Below are 19,963 nucleotides of genomic sequence, written 5' to 3' on the forward strand. Positions count from 1 at the left end.
TTTTGTTTTGCCCGCAGGAAAATCTGTCTTGCTCGATTTCTATGCAATTGCTCGGGGCTTGGCCAGAGATCGCCGTTAGAGGAAAACGCACTAAAGTGACCGGGTAGTTTTTGGTATGGTGCAGCTCGTTTTTTAACGGACTGTTTTGAAGCTCACGGATCGGCGCTTCCCTATTCAAAGAGTTGCTACAGAAATGCCCCAACCGATTCCGATCAAAGACCACGAAAAAGAAACCCGCCTGGTCAACAAGAGACTCATGGCTTGCGCGTTGTTCGTCGTCGCGATTACTTGCGCGCTGGTGGTGCGCCTGTACGTTCTGCAAGTCGTCGAATTCGACTATCACTCCACGATTTCTGAAAACAATCGCGTGCATGTCCTGCCGATCACACCTACCCGCGGCTTGATCTATGACCGCAATGGCGTGGTGCTCGCAGACAATCGGCCCAGCTACAACCTGACCATCACCCGCGAACGCGCGACCGACGTCAATCGTGAGCTGGATGAGGTGGCCAGCCTCCTGCAATTGCCCGCAGAAGACCGCACGCTGTTCGACAAGGCCATGAAGCAGGCACGCCATCCGTTCGTACCCGTGACGCTGTTCTATGGGCTGAGCGAAAAGCAGATCGCGGTGCTCGCGGTCAACGAATTCCGTTTGCCGGGCCTGGATGTCGAGCCGCAGTTCGTTCGGCACTACCCACTGGGTGAGCATTTCGCTCATTCGGTCGGCTACGTCGGACGCATTAACGAAAAAGAATCTAAAGCGCTGGATACGGCCGAGTACCGAGGCACCCAATCCATCGGCAAGACCGGGGTCGAGAAATTCTACGAGTCGCAGCTACACGGCCATGTCGGTTACGAGGAAGTCGAAACCAATGCCCAGGGCCGCGTATTGCGCGTGCTCAAGCACACTGATCCGGTGCCGGGCGAAAACATTGTACTGAGCCTCGACATCAAGCTTCAGGAAGCCGCCGAACACGCCTTGGGTGATCGCCGTGGTTCGGTCGTCGCGCTCGATCCGTCGACCGGCGAAGTGTTGGCCATGGTCAGCAATCCAAGTTTCGACCCAAATCTGTTCGTCACCGGTATCAGCTCCAAGGAGTACTCGACGCTGCGCGATTCCATCGACCGGCCACTGTTCAACCGTGTGCTGCGCGGTCTCTACGCGCCGGGTTCGACCATCAAGCCCGAAGTGGCGATTGCCGGGCTCGACGCCGGCGTTGTCACGCCACAGACCCGAGTCTTCGACCCGGGTTATTACCAATTGCCGGACTTCGATCACAAGTACCGCAACTGGAACCACAGCGGCGATGGTTGGGTGGATATGGACGCGGCGATCATGCGCTCCAACGACACCTACTTCTATGACCTGGCACACAAGCTGGGCATCGATCGTCTGCACGACTACATGGCGATGTTCGGCCTGGGTGAGAAAGTCTCGCTGGATATGTATGAAGAGTCGTCGGGTCTGATGCCATCCCAGGCGTGGAAGCGCGCGACGCGCCATCAGCCGTGGTTCCCGGGTGAGACGGTGATCCTCGGCATCGGCCAGGGCTACATGCAGGTCACGCCACTGCAATTGGCTCAGGCGACGGCCCTGATCGCCAACAAAGGGGTGTGGAACCGCCCGCACCTGGCCATGACCGTGGACGGTGTCGCGCCAGTGGATGAGCACCCGATGCCAAACATATTGCTCAAGGACCCGCGCGACTGGGAGCAGGTCAACCACGGAATGCAAATGGTGATGCATGATGCCCGGGGGATTGCCCGAGCCGCAGCGGCAGGCGCGCAATATCGTATCGCCGGCAAGAGCGGCACGGCGCAGGTGGTGGCGATCAAGCAGGGCGAGCGTTACAACCGCGAGAAAACCCGCGAGCGCAACCGCGACAATGCCTTGTTCGTCGGGTTTGCCCCGGCCGAACATCCCAAGATTGTGATTTCGGTCATGATCGAAAACGGTGAAGCCGGTGGGCGGGTCGCAGGACCTGTAGTGCGGCAGATCATGGATGCCTGGCTACTCGATCAGGACGGTCATCTGAAGCCGCAATACGCAGCGCCCAGCAAATCCCCCGGCGACCCTCACGTCTGATTCATTGCGCGGGCGTTTTTGTCAGGCCTGAGGTGTGGGCACGCTGATATTCAGAGTGCCTGTGAAAAGATCGCACTTAAGGGGCTGAGGGCACCGGACATCCCAAATCCCCCTCCTGACACTTCAGGTATGTCTTGAACGTCTCAACCCGCGCCTGGGTCAACTCCGTCACGCAATTGCTGTAGATCAGCGGATAGACACTGCCGCCTTCCACGCCCGAGGCCGAAAACTTGCACTCGGCATCGCGAAACGCAATCCACGAACGCTGCGCGCCCAACAGCAGCTTCTTGCGGTCGGGGTCGCCCTTGAGGCGATTGGTAATCTGTTGGTAAAGCGCATTCAACTCCTTGTCGGCCGCTGCATGCTGCTGCGATGCACACTGGTTCATCGTCGCCTGGTCGGTGGTGTTGTCGCAGTTCACGGCGGCGTAGGTCTGGGAGGTGAGCATCAATGGCGTCAGCGCCAGGAGAAAGCGTAGGTGCATGGAGAAACTCGCTGTGGCAAGGGGGCGTTGAGGGGCAGTGTAGCGAAGCAAGCGACGCTGCCAGGGGGTACCATTACGACAGCTTAAACCGCTTTCATACAACTTTCGGGTTGGACTTGTGGTCTTACAGGCCTACTGTTGTCCAGTACAGGAGGTGACAAATGAAACCAGTACCCAATAGTTTTGAGCGCAAAATCACGCTTAAATCGCCGCGCTCCCATGTTTGGCGGGCATTGGTCGATGCAGAGGCGTTCGGACAATGGTTCGGCGTTGCGCTTGAAGGCAGACGCTTCATTGCCGGCGAGTGGACGCAGGGGCAGGTGACGTATCCCGGATACGAGCACGTGCTGTGGAATGTGCTGGTCGAGCGGGTCGAGCCGCAGCAGTTGTTCTCTTTTCGCTGGCACCCTTACGCGGTGAATCCGAAGATCGACTACTCCCAGGAGCCCACCACGCTGGTGAAATTCGAACTGCAAGACTTTGAGGACGGCACGCTGCTCAAGGTTTCCGAGTCGGGCTTCGCGCACATTCCCGACGTCCGCCAGAAAGAGGCGTATTACATGGACAGCCGTGGCTGGGAAGAGCAGTTGAGCAGACTCGAACAGTTTCTTGTTGAAAACGCCAAGGCCCGCGAGCGTGAGGGTGACTGAGGCTATGCGTTTGAGCCTTGGCTGAAACGCTGGACGCCGGGGCCGGACGCCTGCAGGTCATGAAACTCGTGGCTTCGAGGCTGGATACCTGAGGCGTCTAAGGGTTTTCGGAAGGGGGGCTATGGCGAATGTCTTACACGCTGTAACAACTATGTCGTCTATTGCAGATTGGATCCGATGCGTATTCTAGCCCCATCCACTGAAGCACAAGGAGTGCTCAGGATCATGGATGATCGGCCATTTGCATGGATTGCTCACGACAGGGAGTCGTAATGGTCTTGGAAGAACCCGCTTCGGCGGGTTTTTTATGGGCGCAAGAAAAGTCTGGCTGCGAGATGTTCATCTCGCAGCCATTTTTTATAGGCGGTCGAGTTTCGCGGCCGCGCGTTCGGTAATGTCTGCGCGCAATTGCAACGAACCGGCGGCACGTTTGCGGGCCTCTTCCAGTACGCTGGCCGGCGCAGTTTCCGGGCTGCCTGCCTGAAACGGCGGAGCCGGGGCGTATTCCAGCTGCAACTGCACCCGTTCAGCGGTGGCTTGATCGAACAGCTCAGCGGCCAGGGTCAGGGCAAAATCGATGCCGGCGGTGATGCCGCCCCCCGTCAGCAGATTGCCGTCGCGCACCACCCGATCGTTCACCGCAATCGCTCCCAGCGGCGCCAGCAATTCGTGGTAGGCCCAGTGAGTGGTCGCGCGTTTGCCTTTGAGCAGGCCCGCTGCACCGAGCACCAGCGCGCCGGTGCAGACCGACGTCACGTAACGCGCGTTTGCAGCCTGAGCCTTGATGAACGCCAGCGTTTGCTCGTCTTCCATGAGCGGCCCGACGCCGCTGCCACCGGGAATACAAATCACGTCCAGCGCCGGGCAGTCGTCGAAAGTGACGGTCGGTTTCAGCATCAGGCCGGTGCTGGCGGTGATGGGCATCAAGTCCTTCCAGATCAGATGCACCTTCACATCCGGCAACGAGGTCAACACGTCGTAAGGGCCGGTGAGGTCGAGTTGTTGCACCTGTGGAAACAACAGAAAACCGATCTGCAAGGTCATGATGTTTTTTCTCCTGAAGTGGGTGGACGCCTTCACTGTAGGCGCTTAGGATTTGGCTAATACGCCAATCACCCCACGAATTACGCCAATATGCCCAAAACCATTCACGTGCTCGCGTTCGCCAATGTGCAACTGCTCGACGTCACCGGGCCGTTGCAGGTGTTCGCGTCCGCCAATGACATCGCCCGCCAGCAAGGTGCACCTGCACCGTATGCGCCGTCGGTGATTGCCAGCGGCGGCGGGGCAGTGATGTCATCAGCGGGCCTGGCATTGTTGGCCGAGCCGTTGCCCGAGCAGGGCAGTGACACCTTGATCATCGCCGGTGGCTGGGGTGTTTACGCGGCGGCGCAGGATCAGCCACTGGTGAACTGGGTACGCGAGCATGCAGCAGGATGCCGACGTGTTTCATCGGTGTGCACCGGCGCATTCCTGTTGGCAGCCAGCGGCTGGCTCGATGGCCGTCGCGTGGTCACCCACTGGACCCGATGCGAACAGTTGGCGCAGCAGCATCCGCAACTGCGGGTGGAGCCCAATCCGATTTTCATCAACGACGGCCCGGTCTGGACTTCAGCCGGAGTGACCGCCGGTATCGATCTGGCGTTGGCGATGGTGGAAGCCGATCTGGGTCGTAACATGGCCCTGGAAGTCGCCCGGCAACTGGTGGTGTTTCTCAAACGCCCCGGTGGACAGTCGCAATTCAGCGTGACCCTGTCCCTGCAAAAAGAAGGCGATCGCTTCGACGAGCTTCACGCCTGGATCAGTGAAAACCTCACCAAAGACCTCGGCATCCCGACCTTGGCCCAGCAGGCGCGCATGAGCGAACGCAGCTTCGTGCGCCACTACCGCGCCGAAACCGGCCAAACGCCGGCCCGGGCCATCGAATTGATCCGCGTCGAGACCGCACGACGCCTGCTCAGCGATACCGGCGTGCCGATCAAGCGGGTCGCCGTGCAATGCGGATTCGGTAGCGAGGAAACACTGCGCCGCAGTTTTCTGCGGGCGATGGGCGTGACGCCGCAGGCTTATCGTGAGCGGTTTTGCGTCAGCCTCGCAGGCGGCTGACTTTCCAGCGTTTGATCAGGCACTTTTTGGAGGCTTCCCACCGTTCGTCGCGGTTGAGGCCGGTTCGAAGAGGTCAATGCTGCGGTGGGCGGCCGTTATGTAACACGTGTGGGAAGTGGCTTGCGCCGAACCCACACTCAAGGCTGCCACAAGCTCTTCTCGCCACTCAATTTCCGATCAAGAAAACACGCCGCGCTGATCAACGCCAGGTGTGTCAGCGCTTGCGGGGTATTGCCCATGTGCCGGGCGTGGCTGTCGAACTCTTCGGCGTACAGCCCCAACGGGTTGGCGTAACGCAGCAGTTGCTCGAACTCCAGATGGGCCTTCTCGACCCGGCCGGCGCGGGCCAGGCATTCCACGTACCAGAAGGAGCACGCGGCGAACGCGCCTTCGGTGCCCGGCAGGCCGTCGATGTGGGTGTGCTCGTTGCGGTAGCGGTAAACCATGCCGTCGCGCACCAGGCTTTTTTCGATGGCGTCCAGGGTCGCCAGCCAGCGCGGGTCCTTGGCACTGACGAAACGCACCAGCGGCATCAGCAACATTGAGCCGTCGAGGCCGGTGCCGCCAATGTGCTGGACGAAATGGCCAAGGTCTTCGTTCCAGAAGTTGTCCCAGATGTCGGCGTAAATGGCCTGACGCGTCTGGTCCCAACGGGCGAACGGGGCGGGCAGCGAGCGTTTCGAGGCGAGTCGGATTGCCCGATCCAGCGCCACCCAACACATCAGGCGCGAGTGCAGGAAGTGATGTTGCTCGCCGCGCATTTCCCAGATGCCAACGTCCTCCTGATTCCAGGTTTCGCAGACCTGATCGATCACTTTCGTGGTGTGTTTCCAGCCTTCATGGGAGATGGCTTCGCCGTACTTATTCACCAGATACACCGCATCCATCAGCTCGCCGAAAATGTCGAGTTGTACCTGCGTGTAAGCCAGGTTACCGATGCGCACCGGTTTTGCGCCGCCATGCCCGGACAGGTGCGTGAGTTCGATTTCCGGCAGCTCCTGACGGCCATCGATGCCATACAGGATATTGAGTTTCATCGGCTGGCCGCGGCAGTCGCTGACCCGTCCGCGCAACCAGCGCATGTAGGCGTTGGCCTCCTCGACGAAGCCCAGGCGCATGAAGGCGTATACGGTGAACGAGGCGTCACGGATCCAGGTGTAGCGGTAATCCCAGTTGCGTTCACCACCGACGGTTTCCGGCAGGCCGAAGGTTGCGGCGGCGAGGATGGCGCCATGTTTACGCGAGGTCAGCAGCTTCATCGCCAGGGCCGAACGGTTGACCATTTCCCGCCAGCGGCCGCGGTAGTTGGACTGGCCGATCCAGTCACGCCAGAACTTCAGCGTGCGCTCCAGGCACATCGACGCGGCGCCTTCCTTGAAGCGCGGATCGTCGACGGCGCCAAGCAGGAATTGGGCGTTCTGGTCCTGTTCGAGGGTGAACTCGGCGACGGCGGCATCGGCGTCTATGCGTAACGCCTGATCCGCAAACAGGCGCAGGGACGGCTGATTGTCTGCTTCGAAAATCACGGTTTTTTTATCAAGGCGGGCGCGGGTTCTGGCGCGGGCATAGTCGTGTCGGACGGCGCAACGCAGGTGAAAGGTTGCCTTGCCGCTGACCACCCGGACCTGGCGCATCAACACCGGCAGATCATCCTCGCTGTCACCAATGGGCAGCAGGTCGGTGACTTCGACCACGGCGCGATCGCTGAGCCAGCGGGTTTGCAGAACATTGGTGTCCGGCAGGTAAATCTGTTCGCGACGGGCGTCGGGTAAATCCGGCGACAACTGAAAAATCCCGGCCTCGGGACTGTCCAGCAGCGAACAGAAAATCGACGGGCTGTCGAATTCCGGCCAGCAGAAAAAATCCACGCTGCCCTTGTCATTGACCAGCGCAGCACTGCGCATGTCGCCGATGATGCCGTGGGCGTCGATGGGGCTTTGGCGTTCGGGTTGATCAGCCATTGTCGCGAAACTCCTGGAAACAGGGACCTAAGTAGCTGACTGGTCTGGATGGGCTGGAGTTCATTTGTGCGGTGACTGTTCTGGCCTCTTCGCGGGCAAATATGGGCGCGAGCCTGCCCGCGACAGGACCTTCACATTCAACCAACAATTCCAGCCTTTCCCCCCATTCAGCCTTATGGCAACGTGCAGGCCCCTGACGAGACCTGCACCATGGCCAACCCCTATCGCGAACTGTTCAACGCCCCCGGCGCCCGGGCCTTCGTGCTGGCCGGGATGATTGCGCGCATGCCGATTTCCATGACGGGCATCGGCCTGATCACCATGCTTTCGCAGCTGCAGGGCGGCTACGGTTTGGCCGGTGCGGTGGCGGCGACGTTTGCGTTGGCCACGGCGTTTTGTGCGCCGCAAGTGTCGCGGCTGGTGGACCGTTTTGGGCAGCGGCGGATTTTGCCGGTGTCGGCACTGATCGGTGGCGGGGCGTTGTTGCTGGTGTTGTTGTGCACGCGTTTGCAGGCGCCAAACTGGACGTTGTTTGTGTTCGCCGCCATCGCCGGGTGCATGCCGAGCATGTCGGCGATGGTGCGGGCGCGCTGGACCGAGTTGTATCGCGGTCGGCCGCAACTGCAAACCGCCTATGCGCTGGAGTCGGTGCTGGACGAAGTCTGCTTTATTGTCGGGCCGCCGTTGTCGGTGGGCTTGTGCGTGGTGGCGTTTCCCGAGGCAGGCCCCTTGGCAGCTTTGTTGATGCTGGCGATCGGCGTCACGGCGTTTGTGTCGCAACGCAGCACCGAGCCACCGGTGCATCCCCATGAGGAACATCATGCGGCGTCGATCATTCGCTCCGTCGACATTCAGCTGCTGATGTTGTTGATGGTCGCGATGGGTACCATCGTCGGCGTGGTGGACGTGGTCAGCGTGGCCTTCGCGCAACAACAGGGTCAACCGGCGGCGGCGAGTATTGTGCTGTCGGTGTACGCCATCGGTTCCTGCATGGCCGGTCTGGCGTTCGGTGCCTTGCGCTCGAAAGTGCCGTTGCCGCGCCTGTTTCTCTACGGCGGGATCGCCACGGCAGTGACGACGTTGCCGCTGTTGCTGGCGGTGAACATTCTCGGGTTGTCACTGGCGGTGTTCGTTGCCGGACTGTTTTTTGCGCCGACGTTGATTGTCGCCATGGCGCTGGTGGAACAGATCGTGCCACCGGCCAAACTCACCGAAGGCCTGACCTGGCTGGTCACCGGATTGAGTATCGGTGTGGCGATCGGTGCGGCGGGGTCGGGCTGGCTGGTGGATGCATTCGGAGCGAGAAGCGGGTTTTGGCTGGCGATTGGCGCGGGTGCGGTAGTGCTCGGTTCTGCGCTACAGAGTTATCGACACTTGAAGGATTGACCCTGTGGGAGCGGAGAGGTCCGCTCCCGGGCCAGCATCGCATTTAAACCATCAGGCGCCAAAACCGCCGTCGATGGTCAGGCTCGCGCCGGTGATGTAACCCGCTTCCGGGCCCACAAGATAGGCGACGAAACTGGCGATCTCTTCAACCTTGCCGTAACGACCAACCGCCATCAGCGGGATCAGGCTATCGGCGAAGTCACCTTCGGCCGGGTTCATGTCGGTGTCGACCGGGCCCGGTTGCACGTTGTTGATGGTGATGCCTTTCGGGCCGAGGTCTCGGGCCAGGCCTTTGGTCAGGCCGACCAGTGCCGACTTGCTCATTGCATACGGGCCTCCACCGGCGAAGGGCATGCGGTCGGCGTTGGTGCTGCCGATGTTGATGATGCGGCCACCTTCGGTCATGTGCCTGGCGGCGGCCTGGGTGGCAATGAACACGCTGCGCACGTTGATGGCCAGGGTCCGGTCGAAATCTTCGAGTGTGAAATCTTCCAGCGGCGCCACCGCCAGCACGCCGGCGTTGTTGACCAGGATATCCAGGCGACCAAAGGTTTCTACCGTCGCGTTCACGGCGTTGTGGATGGCTTCGGCGTCGGCGCTGTCGGCCTTGATGGCGAGGGCTTTGCCGCCGTCGGCGATGATGCCGTTTTGCAGTTCTTCGGCCTTGGCTGTGGAGCTGACGTAGGTGAAGGCTACTGTCGCGCCTTGCGCGGCCAGGCGTTTGACGATGGCCGCACCAATGCCGCGGGAACCGCCTTGAATCAAAGCCACTTTGCCGTTGAGGTTCTGAGTAGTCATTTCTTTCTCCAAAGTCCCGAGGCGAGATGTCCCGGTTGATGGAGCCTAGTATCGATTGAGGATTGCAACCTGAGTAGACGGTAATTGCTATAGTCTGTGTAAACCAGAAGTTTATAGTGATGCGCCATGGAAACCTTTAGCAGTATCGAATGCTTTGTCCGCAGTGCTGAAGTCGGCAGCTTTGCCGAAGCCGCGCGGCGCTTGAGCCTTACGCCGGCGGCGGTGGGTAAAAGCGTCGCCAAGCTGGAGGCGCGGTTGGGTGTGCGGTTGTTTCAGCGCAGCACCCGCAGCCTGACGCTGACCGAGGCCGGTCAGCTGTTTTTGGGGCAGGTCAGTGCCAGCCTGACGACCATCCAGAACGCGGTGGCCCATCTGGCTAACGCCGAAGGGCAGCCGGCGGGGACTTTGAAGGTCAGCATGGGCACGGTGTTCGGGCGACTGTATGTCGTGCCGCTGCTCGGCGAGTTTCTGCGGCGCTATCCGGCGATCAATCCGGACTGGCATTTCGACAATCGCCAGGTCGACCTGATCGGTCAGGGTTTCGATGCGGCGATTGGTGGCGGATTTGAGCTGCCCCAAGGCGTGGTCGCACGCAAGCTGGCACCGGCGCATCGGGTGTTGCTGGCCTCGGCAGACTATCTGAAGCGACATGAAGCGATCACGGAGCCGGACGATCTTCAGCATCACGACGGTATCCTGATCCGGTCGCCGCAAACCGGACGCGTGCGTTCCTGGCAGTTGACCGGCCGTAGCCCTCAACACTGCCGACCGTTGATGCTCAAGGCGCGAATGACCATGAGTGATTCGGATGCCGCTTGCGCCACAGCCGCCCAGGGCCTGGGCATTGCGTTGGTGAGCATGCCGTTTGCGGTCAATTATCTGGAAGCGGGCACGTTACAGCGGGTGTTGCCGGACTGGTACATCGATGACGGCAATATTTCGATCTACTACGCCGAGCACAAATTGTTGCCGGGCAAGACCCGGGCGTTTGTCGATTTCATTTTTGAGCAGTTTGCGCAGCGAGGGTTGGCGCAGAGGTTCAGTGCGGTTTGAGCATGGCTGTAGACCGAGGCGTGGCCATCGCGGGCAAGCCCGCTCCCACAGGTTCTGTGCCGGCCTCAATAATGTAAACGACGCAGATCCTGTGGGAGCCGGGCTTGCCCGCGATGAGCGATAACGCGGTCTACCGCATGAACTTCTGCGGCCAGCCAATGATGTTCTTCGGCCGTGGTGTCGCATACGTGCGCACCTTCGACGTCGACAGGCCCAATCGCACCAGCGACTCGGCAATGGTCACTGCCGCAGTCACGCCATCGATCACCGGCACGCCGGTACGCTGGCGAATCTGCTCATCAAGCCCGGCCATGCCGCCGCAACCGAGGCAGATGACTTCCGCTTTGTCCTGGGTCACCGCCAACTCGGCTTGATGCACGATGGCCTCGAGTGCGCGTTGCGGCTCGTGTTCCAATTCCAGTACCGCCAACCCGCTGGCGCGCACCGACGCGCAGCGATCCCAGAGGCCCGAGAGTTTCAGGCGATCCTCGATCAGCGGCACGGTGCGGTCGAGGGTAGTGACCACCGAATAAGCATGGCCGAGGAACATTGCGGTGCTGGCCGCTGCATCGGTGATGTCCACCACCGGCACGTTGAGCAGCTCCTGCAAGCCTTCGCGGCCGTGTTCGCCGTAACCGGCCTGAATCACCGCATCGAAGGGCTGGTCGTAGGACATCACCCGGTCCATGACCGCGATGGCGGCCAGGTAGCTTTCGAAATTGCCTTCGATGGAGTCGGCACCGAAGTAGGGCGTCAGGCCAACGATTTCGGTGCCGGGCGCGGCCACGGACTGGGCCGAACGGGCGATGGCCTGGGTGATGGATTCGGTGGTGTTGACGTTGACCACGAGAATTCGCATGGGAAGTCCTTATAACGGGTGGTTCCGCGGCCCGACGCTACTGCCGGGCCGCGATGGAGTTAATGGCTGGCGTTGTCGACCGCAATCGTTTCGCCGCTGACGTCGGCATAATGCGGTTGGCGTTTGGCGATGATCAGATAGAGCAGCCCTGCAATCGCGGCGCCAATCAGCCAGGAGAACGGCGACACCAAGTGGAAACCCGGCACCAGCGCCAGGACGATGGCGATCAAGGCTGCGGGAATGAACGCCGCCACGGCGCGCAAATTGACCCCTCGGCTGTAGTAATAAGCGCCGTTCGGGTCTTCGCTGTACAACTGCGGCACGTTGATCTGACCTTTTCGTAGCAGCCAGTAGTCGACCATGATCACGCCATACAGCGGGCCGAGCAGGGCGCCGAGGCCCGAGAGGAAGTACACGATCACCAGCGGACTGTTGTAGAGGTTCCACGGCAGGATCAGCACGGCGATGGTCGCGCTGATGAGGCCGGCGCGACGGAACGTCAGGTACTTCGGCGCCAGGTTGCTGAGCACGAAAGCCGGGGCGACGAAGTTGGCCATGATGTTCACGGCCACGGTGACGATCAGGAACGCCAGGCAACCGAGGACCAGGAAGAACGTGTTGGGGATCGAGGCGATGATCTCTGTAGGACTTTCAATAATGTGGCCGTTGATCTGGAATTGCGCGCCGCACAGCAGGACGGTGATGGCGGCGAATACCAGAATGTTCACCGGCAGACCCCAGAAATTTCCGACCTTGATGGTTTTGCGGCACGGCGACGAACGGGCGAAGTCACAGAAATTCAGGATCAGCGTGCCATAGATCGCCAGCCATAGCGCGCCACCGGCAAAGATGTTGCGCCACATCTCGCCACCGGTGAGCGGTTCGTGGATTGACCAGGCAATGGTCGCGTCGGCCTGAAAGTACATCCAGGCGGCGAGGGCGGCGACGGTCAGCAGAATCACCGGCCCGGCAAACGCTTCATAGCGGCGCACCATTTCCATGCCGTAGGCGAGGATCGCCAGCTGCACGAGCCAGATCGCTACGAAGCACACCCAGCCCAGGGTCGACAGGCCGAGAATCGAGTCGTGGTCGTATTCGGCGAAGCCGGGATGGATGGCCGTCAACAAGACGCGAAAGACCACCGAGGCCAGGTACGTCTGAATGCCGAACCAGGCGATGGCGATAACAGCCCGGATCAATGCAGGAATCTGCGCTCCGTGAATGCCGAAACTGATCCGGCTGATGACCGGAAACGGCACACCGGTCTTCTGGCCCATGTAGCCCGACAGGTTCATGAAAAAGTACACCAGCGCCGCGCCAATCCCCAGGGACAGAAGAATCTGCCAGCCACCAAGGCCCAACGCATAAAGACCGATGGCGAAGGAGTAGTTGGCGATGTTGTGCACGTCATTGGTCCACAGCGCGAAGATGCTGTAGCGACCCCAGCGTCGCCCTTCGGCCTTGGTCGGCGCGAGGTCTTTGTTGTGCAGACGTGGGCTGAGTACCACGGGAGATTCAAGCGTTTGATCAACAGCGGTCTGGGTGGCGTGGGAGGAGGGAAGATCCAGCGCAATATTGTTGTTTGAAAGACTTGTACGCATTCCGGCAGGCTCCTGATGCTCGACGCCGCGATGACTGTGCATGAGCGTTGGCTCGACAAATCTTCGTCGCGGTGTAGCGAATATCATTGGTTACGGGGCATCTGCAGCCTGTACGGGATAGGGCGCTTCAGGCTTGCGGATCTTGAGTGTGTGTATGTCTTGATAATATTGTATACAAAACATGTATGCACTTAAGCCAGATCCATGCCAGCCGGCCGTTCTATGAATGGCGCTGCTCATTTCGTTTTGTTATGGCTTTGCGCCAAGCTGCTGAAAAATCGGAAATATAAACTGACCGTTGGAGCAGGTTTTTATTTTCGCGGGGGAAGGCTCGAGGACGTAGCGGCGCAAGGGCGGAGAAGGAATGTAACTTTTAGGGGCGTGGAAACGAAAAAGTGCACACATAAATGGCACCGATGGTGACATTCGTGTGTACACATTTTTTTGATGACTGACTTTGTAGGAGCCAGCAAGCCGGCTCCTACAGGGGGATATCGCCGGGCTGGGGATCAGGTGTTGGACTTGCTGATGATATTGCCCGCATGCAACCCGCATTCTTTCTGGGTCGCTTCTTCCCACCACCAGCGGCCTTCGCGCTCATGCTGGTTCGGCAGCACCGGACGGGTGCAGGGTTCGCAGCCGATGCTGATGAAGCCGCGCTCGTGCAGGCTGTTGTACGGCAGTTCGAGCATGCGGATGTAACCCCAGATCTCTTCGCTGGTCATTTGCGCCAGCGGGTTGAACTTGTACAGAGTGCGTTCCGGGGTGGAGAACGCGGTGTCGATCTCCATCACCGCAACGGCGCTGCGGGTGCCCGGGCTCTGGTCGCGGCGCTGGCCGGTGGCCCAGGCTTTCACGCCGGAGAGTTTGCGACGCAGCGGCTCGATCTTGCGGATACCGCAGCACTCGCCATGACCATCCTTGTAAAAACTGAACAGGCCTTTTTCCTTCACGAACGGTTCGAGTTTGGTGTAGTCCGGCGACACCAGTTCGATGTCAATCTTGTAGTGCTCGCGCACCTGATCGATAAAGCGATAGGTCTCGGGATGCAGACGGCCGGTGTCGAGGCTGAACACTTTGACGTTCTTGTTCAGCTTCCAGGCCATGTCCACCAGCACCACATCCTCGGCGCCGCTGAAAGATATCCACAGATCATCACCAAACTCGGCAAAGGCGAGTTTCAGGATGTCCTGGGCGGATTTATTGGCATAGGTCGTGGCGAGTTCCACGACGTCGAACGTTGGGCTCATCAGGGCGGCTTCCTACAGGTCTATGGCGCTGGGCGCTCTATATGGGCCGATGGTAACAAAAAGCGGCGTTGCTCGGGGCGTCCTGTGCGTTGCGCGGTGGGGGAGGAATCGCTAGAGTTCGGCAGTCTTTTAGCTCGCTCGACCAATAAACAATACAAATGGGAGTGTCTTGTGGAAATTGCCTGTCTGGATCTTGAAGGTGTGCTGGTTCCGGAAATCTGGATCGCCTTCGCCGAAAAAACCGGGATCGAATCCCTCAGGGCCACCACTCGGGATATTCCCGACTATGACGTGCTGATGAAGCAGCGCCTGCGGATTCTCGACGAGCACGGCCTGAAGCTTTCGGACATTCAGGAAGTGATCGCCACCCTCAAGCCGCTGGACGGCGCGATTGAGTTCGTCGACTGGCTGCGTGAACGCTTCCAGGTGGTGATTCTGTCGGACACGTTCTACGAATTCTCCCAGCCGCTGATGCGTCAACTGGGCTTCCCGACCTTGCTTTGCCATCGTCTGATTACCGACGACACCGGGCGTGTGACGAGCTACCAGTTGCGCCAGAAAGATCCCAAGCGTCAGTCGGTCCTGTCGTTCAAGAGCCTTTACTACCGGGTGATTGCGGCGGGGGATTCCTACAACGACACGACGATGCTGGGCGAGGCGGATGCGGGGATTCTGTTCCATGCACCGGATAACGTGATCCGCGAATTCCCGCAATTCCCGGCGGTGCATACGTTTGAAGCGCTGAAGCAGGAATTCATCAAGGCTTCGAATCGGGCTTTGAGTTTGTAAATGACCTGTGGCGAGGGAGCTCCCTCGCCACAAAAGGCTAAAGGTTCTGCAGGGTATCGAGCAGCACTTTCACCTTGGTGATCGATTCCTGATACTCGGCCTGCCACTCCGAATCCGCGACGATCCCGCCACCGCCCCAGCAACACACTTGCCCATCCTTGACCAACAAGCTGCGAATCGCGATGGAGCTGTCCATTTCGCCGCGCACGTCCAGATACAGCAACGAACCGCAATACAGTCCGCGTCGGGTCGGTTCCAGCTCATCGATGATTTGCATCGAGCGGATTTTCGGTGCACCGGTGATCGAGCCACCCGGAAAACTGCCGGCGATCAGGTCCAGTGCATCCCGATCATCCGCCAGCTCGCCGGTCACGCTGCTCACCAGGTGATGCACGTTCGGGTAGCTTTCGAGGCTGAACAACTCCGGCACCGCTACCGAACCGGTACGGCAGGTGCGGCCCAGGTCGTTGCGCAGCAGGTCGACGATCATCAGGTTTTCCGCGCGGTCCTTGGGGCTGGCCAGCAGTTCGGCAGCGTTGGCAGAGTCTTCGGCTGGCGTCAGGCCGCGCGGGCGGGTGCCTTTGATCGGGCGGGTTTCGACATGGCCGTCGCTGACTTTGACGAAACGCTCCGGCGACAGACTGAGCACGGCGCCCCCGTCAGGCAGGCTCTGGAACCCGGAAAACGGTGTCGGGCACGCCAGACGCAACGCGCAATAAGCGGTCCACGGGTCACCCTCGCACGGTGCGCGGAAGCGCTGCGCGAAGTTGACCTGGTAGCAGTCACCGGCCTGGATGTATTGCTGAATCCGCTCGATTGCCTGGCGATACTGATCGGCACTCAGGTCGGCATTCATCGGTGCTTGCAGTTTGAACGGTATGACCGCCCCGGTCGTCGGTTGGCTGAACAGCTGGATCAGGCGCTGACGTTCGCTGTCGGCCAATGTCGGGTGAAACACCAACTGGCTGGTCATCTGCTGGTGATCGCTGATCAGCGCCCAGTCGTACACACCAAAACGCGCATCCGGCAACTGCAGGTCGTCCAGCGCCTGGCTTGGCAGAATCTCCAGATGTCGGCCGAAGTCATAGCTGAGGTAACCGATCAGACCGCCGGCGAACGGCAGCTCATGAGGAACAGTCGCTTTACCGAGCCGCGTCAGATTATCGCGAAGGCGTTGCAGGAAATCGCCGCCATTTTCGTCGGGCGCAACCGTGAGTTGTTCCAGCGGCCACGCGCTGAGCAAGTCGTAGCGCCCGCGGTCGGCATTGGGGCGGCCGCTGTCGAGCAGCACGGCGCCAGGGGCATGACGAATGGCCGCGAAGTACTCGGCGGGGTTGGCGCGATAGGGCAGCGGGTGTACGGAGCAGGTCAGCATGGGCGGGTTGGATCAGCCATCGAGGCGGGGTGGCGATTGTAGTCCCCTCGGGAGTTTGCTCCTAGAGGGGATGTCGGGGATTGGCAGGTTGGGGGCTTCGGTGGCAATGAGAACGCCATCGCTAGCAAGCCAGCGCCTACAAAATGGAGCGCATCCTGCAGGAGCCGGCTTGCTGGCGATGGCGACGACCCGGTCTCGGATCAACCCTCGACCGGCGGAATATGCCCAAACATTTCCTGTACGAACGCCACGCGTTCTTCCACGGTTTCGGTCACGCCGCGGGCCTTCAATTCTTCCAGGCGCGCCTCGACGGCATGGGTGCGCAGCGTCAGCCCGCAATCGTTGGCAATCTGAATGTTCAAGCCGGGACGGGCATTGAGCTCCAGAATCAGCGGGCCTTTTTCCTGGTCGAGCACCATGTCGACACCGATGTAACCCAGCCCGCACAGCTCATAACAACCGGCGGCGAGTTTCATGAAACCGTCCCAGTAGGGCAGTTGCACGCCGTCCACCGCGTTGGTGGTGTCCGGGTGCTTGGTGATGATGTTGTTCAGCCAGGTGCCACGCAGGGTCAGGCCGGTGGCGAGGTCGACGCCGACGCCGATCGCGCCCTGGTGCAGGTTGGCCTTGCCGCCAGACTGACGGGTCGGCAGGCGCAGCATGGCCATCACCGGGTAGCCCATCAGCACGATGATGCGGATGTCCGGCACGCCTTCGTAGCTGATGCTCTTGAAAATCTGGTCCGGGATCACGCGGTATTCGATCAGCGCCCGATCACGGTGTCCGCCGAGCGAATACAGCCCGGTGAGGATGCTGGAAATATGGTGCTCGATCTCTTCGTGGGCGATGATTTTACCGGACACCGTGCGATAGCGGCCCTCGAAGCGGTCGGCCACGACAATGATGCCGTCGCCCCCGGCGCCCTGTGCCGGTTTGATCACGAAGTCGTTGCGCCCGCCGATGATCTCGTCGAGCTTTTCGATTTCTTTCTCTGTGGAAATCACGCCATACAGTTCCGGCACATGAATGCCGGCGGCGATGGCGCGCTCCTTGGTGAGGATCTTGTCATCGACGATCGGGTACAGGCTGCGCTTGTTGTACTTGAGCACGTAGTCCGCGTTGCGCCGATTGATGCCCATGATGCCCCGGGCTTCCAGGGCCTTCCAGGTTTTCCAGAAACCGAACATCAAGCGTCAGCCTTTTTCAGGAAGGCCTTGAAGCGCACCAGTTCGGTCAGGCGATAACCGCGATAGCGCCCCATCGCCAGCATGAAGCCCACCAGGATCAACAGGATCGCCGGGAAGGTGAACACGAAGTACACCAGTTCCGGCACGCTCATGATCAGGTGCGCCAGGGAGGCGGCGAACAGCGTGCCGATCGCCACTTTCATGGCATGGCCACCGCCACGCTCTTCCCAGGTGATCGACAGGCGTTCGATGGTCATGGTCAGAATCACCATCGGGAACAGTGCAACCGACAGCCCGCGTTCCAGACCGAGTTTGTGGCTGAACAGGCTGATGGCAGCGATCAACACCACCACAAACGTCAGCACCACCGACAATCTCGGCAGCATTTGCAGCTTGAGGTGTTCAAGGTAGGAGCGCAGCGACAGCCCCAGTGCCGTGATGATGGTAAACAGTACGATGCCGAAGCCGAGCTGGGTTTCGCGGAAGGCCAGGGCAATCAGCACCGGCGTGAACGTGCCCAGCGTCTGGATACCGATCAGGTTGCGCAGGATCAGGATCACCAGCACGCCGATCGGGATCATCACCATGATCATGAAGGTCTGCTGGGTTTGCAGTGGCAGGCCGTACAGCGAGTATTCGAGGAAGTTGGCGTCGGTGTTTTCATCCGTCAGCTTGGCCAGGCGAATGGCGTTCATTTCGCTGTTGTTCATGCTGAAGGTGACAGTGGCTTTCTTGCCGCCATCGACGGTGATCAGGTTTTCGTCGCCGGTCCACCACAGCAGGCGGTCGGTCGGCAGGCCCTGTTCGCCGGATTCCGGGTTGAAGTACAGCCAGTCGGTTCCGTTGAAGCTGCGCAACCAGAGTTCCGGTGTCTGCGGCTGGTCGGCCACGAGGCGCACGGTGTGGACCTTTTCCACCGGGACGTGGGCGATGGAGAGCAGCAGTTCGACGATCTTCGCCTTGTGCGCCGGGGTCGGGTCGCCGGCCAGCAGCATCTTGGCGTTGTCGTCGTTGCTGTTGTTGACCCGCTTGATGGCTTCGCTGATGAAGGTCTCGACGTCGGCCGAATGCTGGCGGATCGGCGCGAGCAGAGCTTCGGCGGCGATTTTCTCGGGGCCTTCGACGGCAATGCTGTCGCGGAAGGTCGGGCCTTTGATTTTGGTTTTTTCAGCGGTGTAGCGCTTGGTCAGCACCAGGCGGTAATACAGCGTCTGGTTGCCCTTGGCCCGACGCGCCGACCAGGTGACCTTGCGGTTGCCGTCGACGCGGTTCACGGCCACGCCGTAGTTATTGGAGATGAAGCTCTCGTTAAGACTGACGTAGTCGCGGCTCAGTGGCGGCACGAACATCTGGATCTTGACCGGGTCTTTGGCGCTGGCGACGAACTCGACCTTGGCGTCGATGTTCCACAGGTCGTCGGTGGCGTCTTCGGTTACGGGAATGCCCAGCACGAAGATCTGATAGGCCGTAACTGATATGCCCAGCACCACCAGGATGGCGATCAGCATTTTCAGATGAAGGTTAAGAGAGCGCATTGGAATTACTCTGCGATATGAGCGTCGGTAGCGCAGGCGGGTTTGCCGGCAGCGTATTTAAGACTGGGATCGACCAGCGCATCGAAGCGTTTGAGTGCTTCGGAGCCAATCAAGAGCGGATATTGGAAGGCACTTCGGTCGGTAAGGTTCACTTCGATGGTGCGTAAAGCCGAGCCCATGCAGATATCGAGCTCGATCACCGGACGGGCGGTGTACTTTTTGCCTTCTTCCGGATCGTAGTCGCCGGCCCGGCGCTTGATCTTGCTGACACGGGCCAGCGGTCGTTCAATCGGGTGTGAGTGGGCGGCGTCGATGGCCAGGTAGAAACGCACCCAGGACTCGCCATTGCGCTTGAAGCGCTTGATGTCGCGGGCACTCAGGGACGCTGTCTTCGCCCCGGTGTCGAGTTTGGCCGCCACTTCCAGGTCGATGCCACCCAGGAAAGCGTACTCATTGAGACCGTACACGGTCTTTTCCCCCGCTGCTGCAAATCCCGGCAGGCAAAGAAGATAAAGGAAGGTGGGAAAAGGCTTGAGTCTCATAAATCCTGGTGCGCAGCGGGCCATACTTCAGTTCAAGACCCTGGCATTGCTGCGCAAGCTCCTTCGTATGCCTATCAGTGTTTTATGACAGACAGTGCAGATGTGACAAACAAATGCGGGCGGCATTCTAGCACGGTGGCTTGTTGGCGCCAGCGCTGGCCGGCTGCTATGAGGCACGCTGCAGGTCGCGCTGTCTTCGTGGAAGCCGGCTTGCTGGCGATAGCGCCTGTCCAGTCGCCAAATCCATTGCTGACCCTGCGCCATCGCCAGCAAGCCGGCTTCTACCAGGAATGTGGTTATT

17 protein-coding genes are annotated in these 19,963 nt (G+C 60.2%); 6 read left to right on the top strand and 11 right to left on the bottom strand.

What is annotated here, in order from left to right:
* Positions 1–193: 193 nt before the first annotated feature.
* The gene (mrdA, locus tag M5G20_RS00005) at positions 194–2,086 is read left to right on the top strand and encodes a penicillin-binding protein 2 (RefSeq protein WP_273917356.1); all 1,893 of its coding nucleotides are present in this window, start codon (positions 194–196) and stop codon (positions 2,084–2,086) included.
* Between the two features lie 76 nt (positions 2,087–2,162).
* On the opposite strand, the gene M5G20_RS00010 is transcribed toward mrdA, so the two are convergent.
* Positions 2,163–2,570: a lysozyme inhibitor LprI family protein gene (locus tag M5G20_RS00010; RefSeq protein WP_273917358.1), complete on the bottom strand. Its 408-nt coding sequence runs from the start codon at positions 2,568–2,570 to the stop codon at positions 2,163–2,165.
* A 161-nt stretch (positions 2,571–2,731) separates the two neighbouring features.
* On the opposite strand from M5G20_RS00010, the gene M5G20_RS00015 reads away from it, so the two are divergent.
* Positions 2,732–3,220 carry an SRPBCC family protein gene (locus M5G20_RS00015; RefSeq protein ID WP_273917359.1) on the top strand — a complete coding sequence of 163 codons (489 nt, stop codon included), beginning with the start codon at positions 2,732–2,734 and terminating at the stop codon, positions 3,218–3,220.
* A 357-nt stretch (positions 3,221–3,577) separates the two neighbouring features.
* Here M5G20_RS00015 and inhA read toward each other — a convergent pair whose 3' ends face one another.
* A complete protein-coding gene (gene inhA, locus M5G20_RS00020; RefSeq protein WP_273917360.1) occupies positions 3,578–4,264 on the bottom strand; it encodes an isonitrile hydratase in 687 nt (228 codons plus the stop codon).
* Between the two features lie 90 nt (positions 4,265–4,354).
* On the opposite strand from inhA, the gene M5G20_RS00025 reads away from it, so the two are divergent.
* On the top strand, positions 4,355–5,326 hold the full coding sequence (locus tag M5G20_RS00025; RefSeq protein WP_273917361.1) for a GlxA family transcriptional regulator: 972 nt from the start codon (positions 4,355–4,357) through the stop codon (positions 5,324–5,326).
* Positions 5,327–5,463: 137 nt separating this feature from the next.
* On the opposite strand, the gene M5G20_RS00030 is transcribed toward M5G20_RS00025, so the two are convergent.
* Entirely contained in the window at positions 5,464–7,287 is a 1,824-nt protein-coding gene (locus M5G20_RS00030) for a glycoside hydrolase family 15 protein (protein ID WP_273917362.1), read from the bottom strand.
* A gap of 210 nt (positions 7,288–7,497) precedes the next feature.
* Between M5G20_RS00030 and M5G20_RS00035 the strand changes: the two genes are divergently transcribed.
* Positions 7,498–8,673, top strand: a complete 1,176-nt coding sequence (locus M5G20_RS00035) for an MFS transporter (RefSeq protein WP_273917363.1) — start codon at positions 7,498–7,500, stop codon at positions 8,671–8,673.
* Positions 8,674–8,724: 51 nt separating this feature from the next.
* Here the strand turns inward: M5G20_RS00035 and M5G20_RS00040 are convergent, their stop codons facing one another.
* A complete protein-coding gene (locus M5G20_RS00040; protein WP_212625246.1) occupies positions 8,725–9,471 on the bottom strand; it encodes a 3-oxoacyl-ACP reductase family protein in 747 nt (248 codons plus the stop codon).
* 126 nt (positions 9,472–9,597) lie between these two features.
* Here M5G20_RS00040 and M5G20_RS00045 point away from each other — a divergent pair, with 126 nt between their 5' ends.
* Positions 9,598–10,524, top strand: coding sequence for a LysR family transcriptional regulator (locus M5G20_RS00045; protein WP_273917364.1), 927 nt, complete (start codon positions 9,598–9,600; stop codon positions 10,522–10,524).
* 130 nt (positions 10,525–10,654) lie between these two features.
* Here M5G20_RS00045 and M5G20_RS00050 read toward each other — a convergent pair whose 3' ends face one another.
* The 3 genes from M5G20_RS00050 to M5G20_RS00060 all read right to left on the bottom strand — a co-directional run bounded on the left by M5G20_RS00050 (position 10,655) and on the right by M5G20_RS00060 (position 14,234).
* Positions 10,655–11,383, bottom strand: a complete 729-nt coding sequence (locus tag M5G20_RS00050) for an aspartate/glutamate racemase family protein (protein ID WP_075949104.1) — start codon at positions 11,381–11,383, stop codon at positions 10,655–10,657.
* A gap of 59 nt (positions 11,384–11,442) precedes the next feature.
* Positions 11,443–12,984: an NCS1 family nucleobase:cation symporter-1 gene (locus M5G20_RS00055; RefSeq protein ID WP_273917365.1), complete on the bottom strand. Its 1,542-nt coding sequence runs from the start codon at positions 12,982–12,984 to the stop codon at positions 11,443–11,445.
* A 509-nt stretch (positions 12,985–13,493) separates the two neighbouring features.
* Positions 13,494–14,234 carry a phosphoadenylyl-sulfate reductase gene (locus M5G20_RS00060; protein WP_273917366.1) on the bottom strand — a complete coding sequence of 247 codons (741 nt, stop codon included), beginning with the start codon at positions 14,232–14,234 and terminating at the stop codon, positions 13,494–13,496.
* A gap of 171 nt (positions 14,235–14,405) precedes the next feature.
* Between M5G20_RS00060 and thrH the strand changes: the two genes are divergently transcribed.
* Positions 14,406–15,023, top strand: coding sequence for a bifunctional phosphoserine phosphatase/homoserine phosphotransferase ThrH (gene thrH / locus M5G20_RS00065; RefSeq protein WP_150733196.1), 618 nt, complete (start codon positions 14,406–14,408; stop codon positions 15,021–15,023).
* A gap of 37 nt (positions 15,024–15,060) precedes the next feature.
* On the opposite strand, the gene pabB is transcribed toward thrH, so the two are convergent.
* The 4 genes from pabB to rloA form a co-directional block, all read right to left on the bottom strand.
* The gene (gene pabB / locus M5G20_RS00070) at positions 15,061–16,398 is read right to left on the bottom strand and encodes an aminodeoxychorismate synthase component I (RefSeq protein WP_273917367.1); all 1,338 of its coding nucleotides are present in this window, start codon (positions 16,396–16,398) and stop codon (positions 15,061–15,063) included.
* Positions 16,399–16,598: 200 nt separating this feature from the next.
* Positions 16,599–17,585 carry an alpha-L-glutamate ligase-like protein gene (locus M5G20_RS00075; RefSeq protein ID WP_273917368.1) on the bottom strand — a complete coding sequence of 329 codons (987 nt, stop codon included), beginning with the start codon at positions 17,583–17,585 and terminating at the stop codon, positions 16,599–16,601.
* Entirely contained in the window at positions 17,585–19,120 is a 1,536-nt protein-coding gene (gene rloB / locus M5G20_RS00080) for an osmotic stress tolerance membrane protein RloB (protein ID WP_273917369.1), read from the bottom strand. The genes M5G20_RS00075 and rloB overlap by 1 nt, the downstream gene beginning before the upstream one ends.
* A 5-nt stretch (positions 19,121–19,125) precedes the next feature.
* A complete protein-coding gene (gene rloA, locus M5G20_RS00085; RefSeq protein WP_273917370.1) occupies positions 19,126–19,662 on the bottom strand; it encodes a retropepsin-like aspartic peptidase RloA in 537 nt (178 codons plus the stop codon).
* Positions 19,663–19,963: the final 301 nt, after the last annotated feature.

The sequence above is a fragment of the Pseudomonas sp. TNT2022 ID1044 genome, from assembly GCF_028656895.1.
Lineage (GTDB): Bacteria > Pseudomonadota > Gammaproteobacteria > Pseudomonadales > Pseudomonadaceae > Aquipseudomonas > Aquipseudomonas reinekei.